The organism is uncultured Halovibrio sp., from assembly GCF_913056445.1.
In the GTDB taxonomy this organism is placed as follows: Bacteria; Pseudomonadota; Gammaproteobacteria; order Pseudomonadales; family Oleiphilaceae; genus Halospina; species Halospina utahensis_B.
Genome location: NZ_CAJXMA010000063.1, coordinates 1 through 16,293 on the forward strand (window position 1 = coordinate 1; position 16,293 = coordinate 16,293).

The 16,293-nt window shown below is 62.3% G+C and carries 13 protein-coding genes; all 13 read left to right on the plus strand.

What is annotated here, in order from left to right; genetic code table 11:
• On the plus strand, positions 1-3,138 hold a 3,138-nt coding region (locus QZ501_RS11485), incomplete at its 5' end, for a FimV/HubP family polar landmark protein (protein ID WP_295719602.1).
• Between the two features lie 6 nt (positions 3,139-3,144).
• Positions 3,145-3,987 carry a tRNA pseudouridine(38-40) synthase TruA gene (truA, locus tag QZ501_RS11490; RefSeq protein ID WP_295719604.1) on the plus strand — a complete coding sequence of 281 codons (843 nt, stop codon included), beginning with the start codon at positions 3,145-3,147 and terminating at the stop codon, positions 3,985-3,987.
• A 57-nt stretch (positions 3,988-4,044) separates the two neighbouring features.
• Positions 4,045-4,677 (plus strand): phosphoribosylanthranilate isomerase, encoded by a 633-nt coding sequence (locus tag QZ501_RS11495; RefSeq protein WP_295719607.1) that lies wholly within the window; start codon positions 4,045-4,047, stop codon positions 4,675-4,677.
• Positions 4,664-5,887: a tryptophan synthase subunit beta gene (gene trpB, locus QZ501_RS11500; protein ID WP_151439630.1), complete on the plus strand. Its 1,224-nt coding sequence runs from the start codon at positions 4,664-4,666 to the stop codon at positions 5,885-5,887. The genes QZ501_RS11495 and trpB overlap by 14 nt, the downstream gene beginning before the upstream one ends.
• A 3-nt stretch (positions 5,888-5,890) precedes the next feature.
• Complete coding sequence (gene trpA, locus QZ501_RS11505) at positions 5,891-6,697, plus strand: tryptophan synthase subunit alpha (RefSeq protein ID WP_095616737.1); 807 nt, start codon at positions 5,891-5,893, stop codon at positions 6,695-6,697.
• Positions 6,698-6,712: 15 nt separating this feature from the next.
• Complete coding sequence (gene accD / locus QZ501_RS11510) at positions 6,713-7,651, plus strand: acetyl-CoA carboxylase, carboxyltransferase subunit beta (protein ID WP_095616738.1); 939 nt, start codon at positions 6,713-6,715, stop codon at positions 7,649-7,651.
• Complete coding sequence (locus QZ501_RS11515; protein WP_295719611.1) at positions 7,638-8,834, plus strand: folylpolyglutamate synthase/dihydrofolate synthase family protein; 1,197 nt, start codon at positions 7,638-7,640, stop codon at positions 8,832-8,834. The genes accD and QZ501_RS11515 overlap by 14 nt, the downstream gene beginning before the upstream one ends.
• 65 nt (positions 8,835-8,899) lie before the next feature.
• Complete coding sequence (locus QZ501_RS11520; RefSeq protein WP_295719614.1) at positions 8,900-9,484, plus strand: SPOR domain-containing protein; 585 nt, start codon at positions 8,900-8,902, stop codon at positions 9,482-9,484.
• Positions 9,485-9,550: 66 nt separating this feature from the next.
• Positions 9,551-10,150 carry a CvpA family protein gene (locus QZ501_RS11525; RefSeq protein WP_095616740.1) on the plus strand — a complete coding sequence of 200 codons (600 nt, stop codon included), beginning with the start codon at positions 9,551-9,553 and terminating at the stop codon, positions 10,148-10,150.
• Positions 10,151-10,159: 9 nt separating this feature from the next.
• The gene (gene purF, locus QZ501_RS11530; RefSeq protein WP_160899203.1) at positions 10,160-11,680 is read left to right on the plus strand and encodes an amidophosphoribosyltransferase; all 1,521 of its coding nucleotides are present in this window, start codon (positions 10,160-10,162) and stop codon (positions 11,678-11,680) included.
• A gap of 4 nt (positions 11,681-11,684) precedes the next feature.
• Positions 11,685-12,893, plus strand: a complete 1,209-nt coding sequence (locus tag QZ501_RS11535; protein ID WP_151439624.1) for an O-succinylhomoserine sulfhydrylase — start codon at positions 11,685-11,687, stop codon at positions 12,891-12,893.
• A gap of 81 nt (positions 12,894-12,974) precedes the next feature.
• Positions 12,975-15,545 (plus strand): DNA translocase FtsK, encoded by a 2,571-nt coding sequence (locus QZ501_RS11540; protein WP_295719619.1) that lies wholly within the window; start codon positions 12,975-12,977, stop codon positions 15,543-15,545.
• On the plus strand, positions 15,546-16,205 hold the full coding sequence (lolA, locus tag QZ501_RS11545) for an outer membrane lipoprotein chaperone LolA (protein WP_295719621.1): 660 nt from the start codon (positions 15,546-15,548) through the stop codon (positions 16,203-16,205).
• Positions 16,206-16,293 lie beyond the last annotated feature (88 nt).

Consider the following 16,293-nt stretch of genomic DNA (forward strand, 5'->3'; position numbering starts at 1 on the left):
GAGGGTCGAATACTGACGAACCTGAATGAACCGCTGCGGGCCGAGATCGAGCTGAGTGAGCCGGGCGATCTGTCCGCAGACCAGATCCGGGTATCGCTGGCACCGGAGTCCGCATTTGAGCGGGCCGGGCTTCGTCGCATGGATGTTCTCCATGATCTGGATTTTGACGTGATCGAATCCGATGGCGGGTTCCGGATTAACGTTACTTCTGAGGATCCCATCCGGGAGCCATTCCTGAACTTTCTCGTGGAGCTTGCCTGGCCAAATGGGCGGCTGTTGCGTGAATATTCCTTCCTGGTGGATCCCCCCTCCCGTGATCCCGGCCCGGAAGCGATTGGGCCGAGTGCGGAAACCGGTGGCGGCGATACCCGGACACGTGAGCAGGCCGCTCCGGAGGCCCGGAGCGAGCGCCGGCAGCCGGAAAGCGCGACTTCGGCTACGGGCGGAAGCCCTGACGAATACGGACCCACTGGTGCCAATGACACCCTCTGGGGGATTGCCGGGGAGGTCAGCCCGTCCAGCGACCTGAGCCGCCACCAGGTGATGCTGGCGATCCAGGAAGCCAATCCCAATGCGTTCAGCAACAACAACATCAACCAGCTGCGCCGGGGGCGCGTCCTGCGCATCCCCTCTGAGGAAGCCATGCGCTCCCGCTCCAGGCAGGAGGCGATCCAGCAGGTGATGGCCCAGAACAAACGGCACCAGCAGGCTGGCCAGAGCCAGGCGGAAACCGCGGCTGCGCCTGAAGCCGAGCAGGCTGGAGGAGCGGATCAATCCCAGCAACAGGCGGGCGCAACCGGGCAGCAGTCGTCATCCGGTGAGAGCGGCGATGAACTGCGGATCCTGGTAGCGGACGGTGAGAACAGTGCTGGTGACGGCACCATGGCCGGCATGGGCGACGGTGAGGGTGATGAACGCCTTGCTGCTGCTCTGGAAGAACTGGAGCGGGCGGAAAGGGATCGCGAGGAGCTGTCGGATCGCCTGAAGGATCTCGAGGAACAGCTGGATACCATGAGCCAGTTGATCGAGTTGAAGGACGATCAGCTTGCGGAGATGGAACAGCGGCTTGCCGAGGCACGCGAGAGTGGTCAGGCGTCTGGTGATACGGAGTCGGAAGGTACCGGCGGTACCGACGGTGATGAAACCGCGGCGGATGATGCAACCGGGACCGGAAGCGGTCAGGCCTCCGGTGGAGAGACCACGGAAGGGGATTCGGGCGAGGATTCGGTCGCTTCTGAGGAATCTGTCGAGGAGTCCATGGCCGAATCGGACACGGCTGAGTCAGGTTCCGGGGAAGCGGGCGCCGATGACGATGAGTCTGACCCGGCCGCAGTGGCGAGCTCCGGCGGTGAGCCGGATGATGGCGACGCTTCGGCGCAGCCTGATCCGGAACAGACCAAGAGTCAGGGTGCTCCAAAGAGTGCCGGTGATGTTGTTCAGCGCGTGATCAATGATCCCCGTTACCAGATCGGTGCGGGTGTACTGGGCATTGCGTTGCTGGCGCTGCTCTGGGGCCTGGCACGGCGCAATGCGGCGCGGGAACAGGCTTTCTACGACCAGCTGAAGGATGTCTCCGAAAACCCGGAGGAACCGGTTGAGGCTGAGGACCCACTGGATCTGGACGCGGCCGGAGATGAAACGGCCACGGAGGCTACCGGTGAAGAGGCGGCACCGCGCAGCGAGGGCAGCGAGGATGCGCTGGCTGAGGCGGATGTCTACCTGGCCTATGGTCGTCTCGGGCAGGCTGCCCGGCATCTTGAAGGGGCCATTTCATCGGAACCCAGCCGCGTGGACCTGCGGCTGAAGCTGCTCGAGGTCTATGCCGATGCCGGTGAGTCAGAGAATTTCGAAAAGCAGTATCGCGAGCTCGGGGCCTTCAATGACGATGAAGCCATCGAGCAGGCGGATGCGCTTCGCAGCCGTATGGAGGCCGCTGACGAGGACCTCAGCATTGAGGACCTGACCGAACAGCTGAAGACGGGCACGGGCTCCGAAGCGGAGACTGGCGGGCAATCCCTTGAGGATGATGCGTCGCTTGAGGACGAGGGTTTTGACTTCAGCGCCCTCGAGGACGTTGACGAGCTGCTGGATGAATCCAGCGGCTCGGAAAGCAGCGATACCAGCCATGCCGAAAAGGGCGGGGATCAGGAGCTGCAGTCCGAGGAGTTCAGTCTCGACTTCGATCTTGGCGAGGAAGAAACCCCGGCTGCATCCGAAACGACAGGCGCCAGCGAAGACACTGTGGGTGCCTCAGAGTCAGAAGAGGATGTGGCCGATCTCGGGTTCTCCATGGATGATCTGGAGCTGGAGGAGCCGGGAGAGACGGAAGAAGAGTCCGTGCCTGAGCTGGATGCGGAAGCTGAAGCCGCTGAGCAACCCGTGTCTGAAACCGGTGATAACACTGAACAGGCGAGTGATGCGCATACGGACCTGAGCCTGGACGATCTGGATGTTGATCTGGACACCGGGGAGGAACCGACAGAAACCGCTTCCGAGGCGCCATCCGGCACGGATTTTGATGACTCCTTCCTCGAAGAGCTGGATGCGGAACTTGATCGGGTGACCGATGGTGAGGCTGAAGCTGGAGAGTCCGGGGAAACAGCTCCCCCGGCCGGGGAAACCGCCGCACCGGAAAGTGATGATGAGCTGGATGACCTGAGTCTGGATGTCTCGGACGAGGATCTTGAGCTTGCTGAAGAGGTGGCTCAGGAGGGCGTTGGCGAAGAACCCGAAGCGCCCGGGGAAACCAGTGACGCTTCCGGCGGTGAGGACGAAGCCCCCGCCGATCAGCTGGAAGAGAGTCTTATGGACTCTGAGATGGAGGATCTCGGGGCCGAGAGCGCGCTCTCCGACGAGGAGCTGGCTGCTCTTGAGGGTGAGCAATCACAGGCCTCCCAGGGACACCAGGAAGAGACGGGCGATATGGAGTCAGGCGACACGTCCACTGGATCGGAAGACAGTGATGATGAGTTCGACTTCCTTGAGGGCACGGATGAAGCGGGCACCAAACTGGATCTGGCCCGGGCCTATGTTGAGATGGGCGATGCGGACGGCGCACGGGACATTCTGGAAGAGGTGGCTCGTGAAGGCAGTGAAGAACAGCAGCAGGAAGCCCAGCGGCTTCTCAGCGAACTCTGATCTGCCGTGCTGCAGGACCCCGTTGAGCTGACGACTGCGATCGCGGCTGGCCCCGGGCGTATTGGCCTGGTTGTCGAATACGATGGCGGTGGCTTCCATGGTTGGCAGGACCAGAAAAGCAGTATCCGGACCATTGGGGGCACTCTGGCGGCAGCTGTCTCCAGAGTGGCGAATGAGCCTGTAGAGCCAGTCTGTGCCGGGCGTACGGATTCAGGCGTTCACGCCTGCTACCAGCTTGTGCACTTTGATACGGGGGCCTCGCGCGCCATCCGCTCGTGGGTTCTGGGCATCAACAGTGCTCTGCCGGCCGACATCCGCGTTCACTGGGCTGGCAATGTGGCATCGGATTTCAGTGCACGCTTTACTGCCCACTCCCGCCGTTACCGGTACGTGATGCTGGACACGCCAACACCTCCGGCACTGCTGCGCGGGCGCGTGGCGTGGACCCATACGCCACTCGACGCGGATGCCATGCATCAGGCCGCACAGCACCTTCCCGGTGAACAGGATTTTTCGGCCTTCCGCGCAGCCGGCTGTCAGGCCAACAGCCCCTGGCGCTGTATTGAAGCGGCCACGGTTTACCGGGAAGGGCCCTTTCTGGTGCTGGATATTGCGGCCAATGCCTTTCTTCATCACATGGTGCGCAATATCGCCGGGACCCTGATGGCTGTGGGTCACGGGGAACGCCACCCGGAGTGGGTCGCTGAGCTTCTGTGCCAGCGGGATCGTCGCCGTGCGGGTATCACTGCACCGCCACAGGGGCTCTACCTGGTGGATATCGGCTATCCGGAGCAGTGTGGGGTGCCCCGGCCCAGACTGGGCCCTTGGTGGCTTTCCGGGAATCTCTGAGACTTGGTCTGTGGGGCCGCGGGCGCTATCCTGTGCGTTTTGGCGCAGGAGGTGGTCTTGCCACGCACCCGAATCAAGATCTGCGGCATCGCCCGCGAAGAGGACGCCGTAGCGGCGTCGCAGGCCGGCGTGGATGCCATCGGGCTGGTCTTCCACCCTGGGAGTCCGCGTCATGTCACCTTGGAACAGGCTCAACGGATCCGCGCGGCACTGCCCCCGTTCGTGACCACAGTGGGGCTTTTTGTGAATGCCTCTGAGTCGCTGGTCCGGGAGGCGCTGTCAAAAGTGCCGCTGGATCTGCTGCAGTTCCACGGGGATGAATCAGCCGAATTCTGCTCGGGGTTCGGGCACCCATGGATCCGCGCGGTCAGGGTTCGGGATTCCCGGGTGGTTGCCGCAGCCGAGAGTACCTATGATAGAGCGTTCGGCCTGCTTGCCGACGCTTACAGTGAGGACCGCTACGGCGGTACCGGCAAAACCTTCAACTGGGACTGGCTGCCGGAGACACGGAAACTGCCCCTGATTCTGGCCGGTGGTCTGACGCCGGATAATGTGGGTGAGGCGGTGCGCCGTGTCCGCCCTTGGGCTGTGGATGTCAGCGGCGGTGTCGAGTCGGCGCCGGGTATCAAGAGTTCCCAGCGCATCAATGAATTCGTCCGGGAGGTTACCCTGACCCATGAAACTGACTGAACAACAGATCAAGGATAGTCCGGACGCGCGGGGCCATTTCGGCGCCTACGGGGGCCGCTTTGTCTCCGAGACCCTGATCGACTCACTGGAACATCTGGAAAGCGAATACCGGCGGCTGCGTGAGGACCCCGATTTCCTCGCCCGGTTCAACAGTGATCTGGCGGATTATGTGGGAAGACCCACCCCCCTGTACCACGCGGATCGACTGAGCAGTGAGCTGGGCGGTGCTTCCATATGGCTCAAGCGCGAGGACCTCTGTCATACCGGTGCGCACAAGGTGAATAACACCATTGGGCAGGCACTGCTGGCGAAGTTCCTGGGGAAACCGCGCGTGATCGCGGAAACGGGCGCGGGTCAGCACGGTGTTGCCACGGCAACAGTGGCAGCAAGGCTTGGTCTCAAATGCAAGATCTATATGGGCGCCGAGGATGTGCGCCGGCAGGCTGTCAACGTCTACCGCATGAAGCTTCTCGGGGCCGAGGTTGAAGCGGTCGAAGGCGGCACAAGGACTCTAAAGGATGCCATGAACGAGGCACTCCGGGACTGGGTCACCAATGTCGATGACACCTTCTACATCATCGGCACGGTGGCGGGCCCGCATCCCTATCCGATGATGGTGCGTGATTTCCAGTCAGTGATCGGCCGTGAAACCCGACAGCAATGCCTGGAAAAGAACGGGGCACTGCCGGACGCGCTGGTGGCCTGTGTCGGCGGCGGCTCGAATGCGATCGGTCTCTTCCATCCTTTCCTGGGTGACGAATCAGTGGCCATGTACGGGGTGGAAGCCGGCGGGTACGGCATCGAATCCGGTCAGCATGCGGCGCCGCTTAGCGCTGGCAGGCCCGGAGTGCTGCATGGTAACCGGACCTACCTGATGGAAGACGAGTATGGCCAGATCTCCGGAACCCATTCTGTGTCCGCGGGGCTGGACTATCCTGGCGTAGGGCCCGAACACTCCTGGCTCAAGGACATCGGGCGTGTGAACTATGTATCGGTGACGGATGACGAAGCGATGGATGGGTTCCGGCGATTGACGGCGGTGGAGGGCATCATGCCCGCGCTCGAAACCGCTCATGCCATTGCCTGGGCTATCAAGCTGGCGCCCCAGATGCGCCCGGACCAGTCCATTGTCATCAACCTTTCGGGTCGTGGCGACAAGGATATGGATACCGTCGCCCGCATGGACAACATCGAAGTGGAGGGGCGCTGACCCATGAGCCGAATCGAACAGAGACTCACGGCCCTAGGAGAGCAGGGCCGCAAGGGCTTGATTCCCTATATCACTGCCGGGGATCCGAATACTGGTGAAACCCTCCGCATCATGCACAGCCTGGTGGCATCCGGTGCGGATCTCATCGAACTCGGGGTGCCGTTCTCCGATCCCATGGCGGACGGCCCGGTCATCCAGCGGGCCTGTGAACGGGCCCTGGCAAACGGCTGTACCAGCCGTGATGTGCTGGAGGTCGTGCGCCGGTTCCGCGAGACGGATACGGAAACCCCCGTGGTGCTCATGGGCTACCTGAATCCGGTGGAAGCCATGGGTTACGAGGCGTTTGCGGAAAGCGCCGCACAGGCCGGTGTGGATGGTGTCCTGATGGTGGACCTGCCGCCCGAAGAGGCAGGGGAGGTTGTGCCGTGGTTCCGTGCCCAGGGTCTGGATCTGATCTTCCTGATCTCGCCCACTACTTCGGATGAACGCATCCGGCGCATGGGGGAACACAGCAGCGGCTACGTCTATTACGTCTCGCTCAAGGGCGTAACCGGCTCAGCCAGTATTGATGCCGGGGCAGTGGAGGAGCGGGTTGCCCACATCCGGGAACTCACGGAGCTGCCAGTGGGCGTCGGTTTCGGAATCCGGGATGCGGAAACAGCGGGCGCCATAGGACGGGTTTCGGATGCTATTATCGTGGGTAGTGTTATTGTTGACTGCATTGGCCGGCATCCCGAGGGCGGTGATTCACTGCACCAGGCGTTGAAATCCCTGGTGAAGCCCCTGCGGGACAGCCTTGATACACCCTGAGCCGGAGGACAGTTCATGAGCAGCTGGCTCGATAAGATCATGCCCGGGATGATCCGTTCGGACGCACAACAGCGTTCCACGGTTCCCGAAGGGCTCTGGAAGAAGTGCCCCAAGTGCAACGGGTTTCTGTACCGCCCGGAACTGGATCGCAACCTTAACGTCTGCCCGAAGTGCGAGCACCACATCCGGATCAATGCCCGTCGCCGTCTCGAGATCTTTTTTGACGGCACGGACAGCCGGGAGCTCGCGGCGGATCTTGAACCGGTGGATCGCCTCAAGTTCAAGGACACCAAGCGCTACAAGGATCGTCTGAGCCAAGCTCAGAAGAGTACTGGCGAAAAGGATGCCCTGGTGGCCATGGCTGGCACCGTTCAGGACGTGCCGGTGGTGGCTGTAGCCTTCGAATTCCAGTTTCTGGGTGGCTCCATGGGGCAGGTGGTGGGCGAGAAATTCGTCCGCGCGGTGAACTTCTGTATTGAGGAGAACGTGCCCCTGGTGTGCTTCGCGGCCAGTGGTGGGGCGCGCATGCAGGAGGCGATCCTGTCCCTGATGCAGATGGCCAAGACCGCGGCAGCGCTGCAGCGCATGCGCGAGAAGGGTATCCCCTTCATCTCGGTACTGACCGACCCGGTCTTTGGCGGCGTTTCCGCGAGCCTCGGGATGCTGGGGGATCTCAACATCGCCGAACCCTATGCCCTGGTGGGCTTTGCGGGGCCGCGGGTGATTGAACAGACGGTTCGGGAGAAGCTCCCCGAAGGCTTCCAGCGCAGTGAGTTTCTGATCGAGCACGGGGCGATCGACATGATCGTTTCCCGGCACGATATGCGTGATCGCATCGCCCATGTTCTGGCCAAGCTGCAGCGTCGCGAGCAGCCGCCGGAGGATGAACACGAGCCGCTTGCTGAGCAGCTGCCCGAAGAGGAGGGCAGCGGGGACGCCAATGCCGCGGAGTGATGCCAGCCTGGATGACTGGCTGGCGTACCTCGAATCATTGCATGCCAGCGAGATGGAGCTTGGCCTTGACCGGGTAATGATCGTCTACCGGCGTCTCATGCCGGAAGGCCTGCCCGGTCAGGTGGTGATCATCGGGGGCACCAATGGCAAGGGCAGCACCCTTGCAGCCCTGGAATCCCTGCTCCGCGCCGGGGGGTACAGCACCGGCGCTTACACTTCACCCCATATCCGTTGCTTCAACGAGCGCATCCGCATCGACGGTGAGGAAGCCACGGATGAGGCCATCTGCAGGGCCATGGCGGCCGTGGAGCGGGCGCGCCGCAATGTGCCACTGACCTATTTCGAGTTCACGACCCTGGCTGCGTTCTGGCTCTTCCGGGAGGCGGGAGTGGCGTATCCGCTCCTGGAGGTGGGCCTGGGCGGACGCCTGGACGCGGTGAATGTGGCGGACCCCGTACTGTCCATCATTACGGGCGTGGACCTGGATCATACCCAGTGGCTGGGTAATGACCGGGAACAGATCGGCTATGAAAAAGCCGGTATCCTGCGGGCGGGGCGGCCAGCGCTGTTCGGTGATCCGGATCCGCCTTCCTCCGTGACGGATCAGGCGGCCGCCCAGGGGATCCCGCTGCGCATACGCGGTCGGGATTTCGGTGGCGAGGATGGCGAGGGAGGGCTCTCGGCCTCCCAGCAGACGGCTCTGGAGGCCTATGGCATTCTCGGATTCGAGGCGGATTCCGGCTTGTTGGCAACCCTCCGCGAAGCTCCCGCACCGCCCGGGCGATTCCAGAGGCTGGAAGGTGCGCCGCCGGTGATCCTGGACGTCGGGCACAATCCCCAGGCGGCACGCTGGCTGGCCCAGCGCCTGAGCGATATTCCGGAGAAACCGGTGCAGGCCGTCTATGGCGCAATGGGCGACAAGGACATTGAGGGCGTTTCGGGTACCCTTGCCGGCGTGATTGACGGTTGGCACCTGGCCCCGCTTCCGGGACCGCGCGGGCTGACCGCGGAGCAGGTCAGTGACCGGATTTCCGGAGTCATACCGGATGACCGGATCCGGACATTCCCGTCGGTCCGGGAAGCCCTGGCTTCGGCCCGGGAGGCGGCCGGAAAGGAGGGATGCGTTCTGGTGTTCGGATCCTTCCTGACGGTCTCGGAAGCACTGGCCTTGCTGGGGTCGTAACTGGCCCCGGGCTCATCAAAGCGGTTACACTCGCGCAGAACCAAAGACAACCGAGGCGCAGGGATTTGGACGGATTCAAACAGCGGATTATCGGGGCACTGATCATTGTCAGTCTGGCTGTGATCTTCCTGCCGATGCTTTTCGACGAACCGCATCAGGCTCGCCGGGAACAGACTCTGGAGGTTCCGCCGGAACCTGAAATGGAACCGGTTGAGGTTGAGCAGCCCCGGGAACCGGAAATGCCGGAATCCGAAGAGGCGCCTGAGATCCCGACAGCCGATGAAGGCGAGGTCGAGCGTGACGGGGCGCGTGATGAGAAGATAACGGCAACCAGGGATGAGCCGGAGCCCGACCCTGTTTCCGAGGCTGAGCCCACTCCCGAGGTTGAGCAGGAAGAGAGCGGAGCGCTCAGGGGGGCATGGCTGGTACGCCTCGGCAGCTTCAGCAACCGCGACAATGCCCTGAAACTGCGTGATAGCGTACGGGATCAGGGGATGGACGCGCACAGCGAAACGGTGGAAAACGACAAAGGCACCTTTACGCGCGTATTCGCGGGGCCCTTTGTGGATGAACAGAAAGCAGTGTCCGCAATGGAGCAGCTCGAGAGCGAGTTCAATCTGGAAGCAATGGTGGTTGAAGGAGAAGAGTAACGCCGGTTTGGCGGCTTCCCGATTCCTGCTAGAATGCCCGCTTCCTGAAAGCACTGGGGCCTCCGGATGGATGCGCTGATCTGGATTGACTGGGTCATTATTGCCATTGTCGCCATTTCAACCCTGATCAGCCTGAAACGGGGCTTCGTCAGGGAAGCCATGTCGCTTGTGATCTGGGTGGGCGCCTTTGTGATCGCCCGCACCTTTCACCCCAACATGCAGATGCTGCTGGCGGATACCGTCGGCAATCCCACGGTTCGTCTCATCGCGGCTTTCGGCATACTGTTCGTGGGCACACTGGTCGTCGGTGCTGTGGTTAACAACGCACTGGGCCGTCTGGTGGAAGCAACCGGTCTCAGTGCCACCGACAGAACCCTGGGCATGTTCTTCGGGCTGGCGCGCGGTCTGGTGGTGGTGCTGGTTGCGCTGGCGCTGCTGCGGATGACACCGGTCACTGGTGACACCTGGTGGCGCGAGTCGGCCACCGTCCAGGAACTCGCAAAGGTCGAGGCCTGGACGCGGGATGTGCTTGGTGACGAGATCGATGCGCTTCTGCCGGATGCAGAAGCTACCAGTGCCGCCTCCGGAGAGGCCATGCAGGAAGGCGCAAAGCGCCTTATCGAAATGCAGGAAGACCGATCCCAATCCCCAGCAACCGCGGAGTAACCCAATCCGATGTGTGGAATCGTTGGCATCGTTGGCACGACCAACGTCAACCAGTCACTCTATGATGCACTGACTGTACTTCAGCACCGGGGCCAGGATGCCGCCGGAATCGTGACCTTCGAGAATGAGCGCTTTTTTCTGCGCAAGGACAACGGCCTGGTCAAGGATGTCTTCCGGACGCGGCATATGCGCCGACTGGTGGGCAATGTGGGCATCGGCCATGTGCGCTACCCCACGGCGGGCACCTCCAGCTCCGCCGAAGCGCAGCCGTTCTACGTCAACAGTCCCTATGGCATAACCCTCGCGCACAACGGCAACCTGACCAATACCGAGGAGCTGGCGAACGACGTATTCCGCTCCGACCTGCGGCATATCAACACCAACTCGGACTCCGAGGTTCTGCTCAACGTCTTTGCCCATGAGCTCCAGAAAAAGGGCAAGCTGAATCCGACCAGTGAGGACGTGTTTGACGCGGTGCGCACCGTTCACCGGCGGTCCAGGGGCGCCTATGCCGCCATTGCCATGATTACCGGCTACGGGATTGTGGGATTCCGTGACCCGAATGGCATCCGGCCGGCCTGTTTCGGCGTACGCGAGACGCCCGAAGGCAGGGAATACATGATCGCCTCTGAAAGCGTGGCGCTGGCCTCCCAGGGTTTTGAGCTGATCCGGGATATCGCTCCGGGCGAAGCGGTCTACATCGAGACGGATGGCAGTCTCTACACCCAGCAGTGCGCGGAATCCCCCAAGCTCAACCCCTGCATCTTCGAGCATGTGTATTTCGCGCGCCCCGACTCCATCATCGACAACATCTCCGTGTACAAGTCCCGGCTGCGCATGGGCGAGGCCCTTGCCGGCAAGATCAAGCGCGATATGCCCGACCATGACATTGATGTGGTGATCCCCATCCCCGACACCAGCCGCACCTCAGCGTTGCCGCTGGCCTACGACCTGGGGGTCAAGTTCCGGGAGGGGCTGATCAAGAACCGCTACATCGGGCGGACCTTCATCATGCCCGGGCAGACCATGCGCAAGCGCTCGGTACGCCAGAAGCTCAACCCCATCGAGCTGGAATTCCAGGGCAAGAACGTGCTGCTGGTGGACGACTCGATCGTGCGCGGCACAACCTGCCAGGAAATCGTGCAGATGGTACGGGATGCCGGGGCAAGGAAAGTCTATTTCGCCTCCGCGGCGCCGCCGGTTCGCTACCCCAATGTGTACGGCATCGACATGCCGGCCGCGAAGGAGCTGATCGCACATGGCCGGACCGAAAAAGAGGTCGAGGAGCTGATCGGAGCGGACTGGCTCATCTACCAGGATCTGGACGATCTGGTGGCGTGTGCCCGGGAAGGCAACGAGGCCATCAGCGAGTTTGACTGTTCGGTGTTCAATGGCCATTACCCCACCGGGGATGTGACCGAGGAATACCTGACGCGCCTGGAAGAAGAGCGTTCGGAAGCGAAGAAGAACGAACGCAACAAGGAGCTGACGGCGGACAGCGACGTTATCGATATCCATAACGACGAGTAGACCCATGAGTGATTCCAGCAAGCAGGTGCCGCATGCCGATCTGACCGGCACACGGGTCGAAACCCGGGCCGTGCGCGCGGGTCAGCGGCGGACGCCGGAACTTGAGCACAGCGAAGCCCTGTATCCGACGTCCAGCTTTGTCTACAACAGCGCGGCCCAGGCAGCGGCACGTTTTGCCGGGGATGAGCCGGGCAATATCTATTCCCGGTTCACCAATCCCACGGTCGCCACCTTTGAGGACCGCATTGCCGCTCTGGAAGGCGGTGAACGCGGGGTAGCCACAGCCTCGGGTATGTCCGCGATACTCGCGACGTTCATGGGCCTGCTCCAGCAGGGGGATCACATCGTGTGCTCCCGCGGCGTCTTTGGCACCACTACGGTTCTGCTGCAGAAGTACATGGCCCGTTTCGGTATCGAGACCACCTTCGTGGACCTGACCAGCCAGGCGGAGTGGGAAGCGGCGATCCGGCCCGAGACCCGGATGCTCTTTCTCGAGACCCCTTCCAACCCCCTGGGGGAAATCGCCGACATGGAGGCCCTGGCGACCCTGGCGCACAGCAACGAGGCGCTGCTGGTGGTGGACAACTGCCTGTGCACGCCCGTTCTGCAGCAGCCGTTCCGCCATGGGGCGGATATTGTCATCCATTCAGCCACCAAGTACCTGGATGGTCAGGGCCGTTGCGTGGGTGGAGCCGTGGTCGGAAGCAATCAGCTGATGGAAGAGGTCCATGGTGTGATCCGGTCGGCTGGCCCGACCATGAGTCCGTTCAATGCCTGGGTGTTCCTCAAGGGGCTGGAAACCCTGTCGCTGCGGATGAAGGCCCATTCTGACAATGCCCTGAAAGTGGCCCAGTGGCTGCGTGAACAGCCGGGCATCGAGACCGTTCTCTATGCCGGCCTGCCGGATCACCCGCAGAACGAGCTGGCACGCCACCAGCAGAGTGGCGGCAGCGGCGTGGTGTCCTTCCGGGTCAGAGGTGGCCGTGAGCAGGCGTGGCATCTGATTGACCGCCTCAACCTGTTCTCGATCACCGCCAACCTGGGGGATGCCAAGAGCACGGTTACCCATCCGGCAACCACCACCCATGGACGGCTGTCTGATGAGGAAAAGGAGCGGGGAGGTATCACGGAAAACCTTGTGCGGCTGTCCGTTGGCCTGGAATCGGTCGAGGACCTGATCGAGGATCTCGAGCGGGCGCTTTCCGGCGGCTGAACGAATGGTTGCCGCTTGGACATGTTCTGGCGAATCAGGCCATTACATGTTTAACTTGGGGCAAAGGATCAAGTGGACGCTATGGCACAGGGTAAATCCGGACAGGCGCAGCAGGAGACAGGCCATCGCGGCCAGACCCGCTTCCGTGAGCTGTTGGCCCAGGGAGGGCGTGAAGGCGCGCTGATTGCCCTGATTGTGCTGTGCGTCTATCTGGTGATGGCGCTGGTCTCCCACAATCCATCCGATCCCGGCTGGGCCAGTATCGGGCATGAACTGGACGCCACCAACTATGCCGGCCGCAGTGGCGCCTGGCTCTCAAGCCTGCTGATGACCTTCTTTGGGGAACTCGCCTGGCTCTTCCCAATGCTGGCCGGCTGGTGCGCCATTGTTCTCTACCGCAATCGTGGCACCTATCCGGATTTCCACTGGCCGTTGTTCTTCCTGCGCACCGGTGGTTTTGTGCTCTTCATTTCCGCCAGCTGCGGCCTTTTCGGGCTGTATTCGTTCTTTGGGTTGGGCCCGGACTCCGGTGGAGTGCTTGGCAGCGAGATGGCCATGACCCTGGTCACCATGCTCAACAGGCCGGCGACCACACTGATCCTGGGGGCGATAGCGCTTTTCGGGCTGACGCTGGTAACAGGCCTGTCCTGGATCGCCATGATAGACCGTATCGGGCATGGTGCTGTGATGCTCGGGCGCGGCGTGACCTGGAGCGGCCGTGCCGTTAGCGGGGGGCTGGGCCGGATGCGCCGGAAAGCGGGCGAAGTGCGCCAGGCCCGCCTGGATGCCCCGAAGAAAACCGAGCCGCCCATCGTGAACCGGCGCGTGGACGAACCGTCGCCGGGCCTTCTGAAGCGTCTGGGGCAGCGGTTCAGGCGTGACCGGGCCGTATGCGGAAAGCCGGAACCGCAGCGGCGTGAACCCGTAATGAGTGACGAGGTGGAATCGGAGCAGCCGTCGCTGCCGCTGGTGGTGGATACCGTTGATGAGGCACCCGAGGCACCCGACGGGGAAGCCGATCAGCAGGCGGTGACGATCACACGCTTCCAGGGCCAGGGGGCAGGCAAGGCGCAGCCAGAGTCCGAGCAGAAGAAAGACAAAGGAAAACGGGGTCGCCGGGGTAATGGCAAGGTGGTTGATAAAGGGCAAAGTCCCGTGCCCCCAGTCAGCCTTCTGGACGAACCTGGGCCCCATAAGAAACAGGGCTATTCAGCGGATTCGCTGCAGTACATGTCGCGCCTGCTGGAGGAAAAGCTGGCGGACTTCGGGGTGGCCGTGGAAGTGGTCGAGGTCAATCCCGGACCGGTGATCACCCGCTTCGAGATCAAGCCGGCGGCTGGCGTGAAGGTCAGCCGGATCTCCAATCTGGCGAAGGATCTGGCGCGGGCCCTGGCGGTTTACAGCGTCCGTGTGGTGGAAGTGATCCCGGGGAAGTCTGTGGTGGGCATCGAGATCCCGAACGAGGAGCGGGAGATGGTGAAGCTGTCCGAGATCCTGTCCTCGGCCAGCTATTCAAAATCCGGTTCCGCTCTCACTCTGGCGCTGGGCAACGACATTGGTGGTGAGCCCGTGGTGGCTGACCTGGGCAAGATGCCACACCTGCTGGTGGCCGGCACCACGGGGTCGGGGAAGTCCGTGGGCGTGAACGCCATGATCCTGAGCATGCTCCTCAAGGCCACGCCCGAGGAAGTGCGCATGATCATGATCGACCCCAAGATGCTGGAGCTGTCGATCTACGAGGGCATCCCACACCTGCTGGCGCCGGTCGTCACTGACATGAAGGAAGCAGCAAATGCGCTGCGCTGGTGCGTTGCGGAGATGGAGCGGCGGTACCAGCTGATGTCGTCCCAGGGGGTGCGCAACCTGGAAGGGTATAACCGGAAGGTGCGGGACGCCCGGGAGCGCGGCGAACCCATAAAGGACCCGCTCTGGAACCCGCAGAACGCGCTGGACCCCAGCGAGGACGCACGCCCGGAACTCGAGCCGTTGCCGTACATCGTTGTGGTTGTGGATGAGTTCGCGGACATGATGATGATCGTGGGCAAGAAGGTGGAAGAGCTTATTGCCCGCATCGCCCAGAAGGCGCGGGCGGCCGGCATCCACCTGATCCTGGCGACCCAGCGGCCCTCGGTGGATGTGATCACTGGCCTGATCAAGGCGAACATTCCCACAAGGGCATCGTTCTCCGTTCAGTCCAAGGTGGACTCACGCACGGTGTTGGACCAGGGCGGTGCCGAGCAGCTTCTGGGTAATGGCGACATGCTTTACCTGCCTCCGGGTTCCAGCAATCCCGAGCGGGTACACGGGGCTTTTGTGGATGATGATGAGGTTCACCGGATTGTCGAAGCCTGGAAGCAGCGCGGCGAGCCGGATTACGTGGAAGACGTGCTCAGCGGCGGAGACAGTGACAGTGTTCCGGGAATCTCTGCCATGGGGGGTGAGGACAGCGAGCAGGACGCCCTCTTTGACGAGGCTGTAGCCTTCGTCACCGAGAGTGGCCGGGTATCGATCTCCTCCGTACAGCGCAAATTCAAGATTGGATACAACCGGGCGGCCAACCTGGTGGAGGCCATGGAGTCGGCGGGCGTCGTCAGCGCCGCCGGACAGAATGGTTCCCGCGAGGTGCTCGCCGCCCCGCCACCGAGAGACTAGATGATGACAAGATGGACCCCGATCACACTGATCATGCTCTGCCTGGCAGCCCTTCCGGCTTTTGGTCAATCGGCTGATACAGAGGATGCCGCAGAGCTGCTCAGTAAACGCCTTTCGGATTACAGGAGCTATCGGGCGGATTTTGAGCAGACGGTGCAGAGCCCTGACGGCGAACGGCTTCAGAAGACCACGGGTGAGCTGAGCGCCCGGCGCGGCGGCGATTTCTTCTGGCATACCGCTCCGCCCATGGAACAGAAGATTGTGACTTCCGGGGAGAAGGTGCGTGTCTATGACCCGGATCTGCGCCAGGTAACCATCTATCCCCTTGAAGAACGCATTGCCTCAACACCGGCCCTGCTTCTCTCCGGTGAGGTGAGCAACCTGTCGGAAACCTTCCGGATCCGGCGCGAGACAACCAGAAAGGGCGAGCGGTTCATTCTGGAACCGCTGGATAAGGACACGCTCTTCCTGGAACTGAGTATGCGGTTCGACAGCGAGGGTGTGTTGCAGGGCATGGAGCTGCATGACTCCCTCGACCAGCGCAGCGACCTGCAGTTCCGCAATGTGGTTCTCAATGAATCCATTCCCGATGAGCGTTTCGAGCTGGACGCGCCTGACGACGTGGATGTGATCCGCAGCGGAGGCAATGGGGCCCGCTGATGCAGGAGGGGCTGTTCGGCACTGACAACGGGCGGCATCAGCCCCTGGCGGCGCGTATGCGACCGCGCGGGCTGACCGACTATGTCGG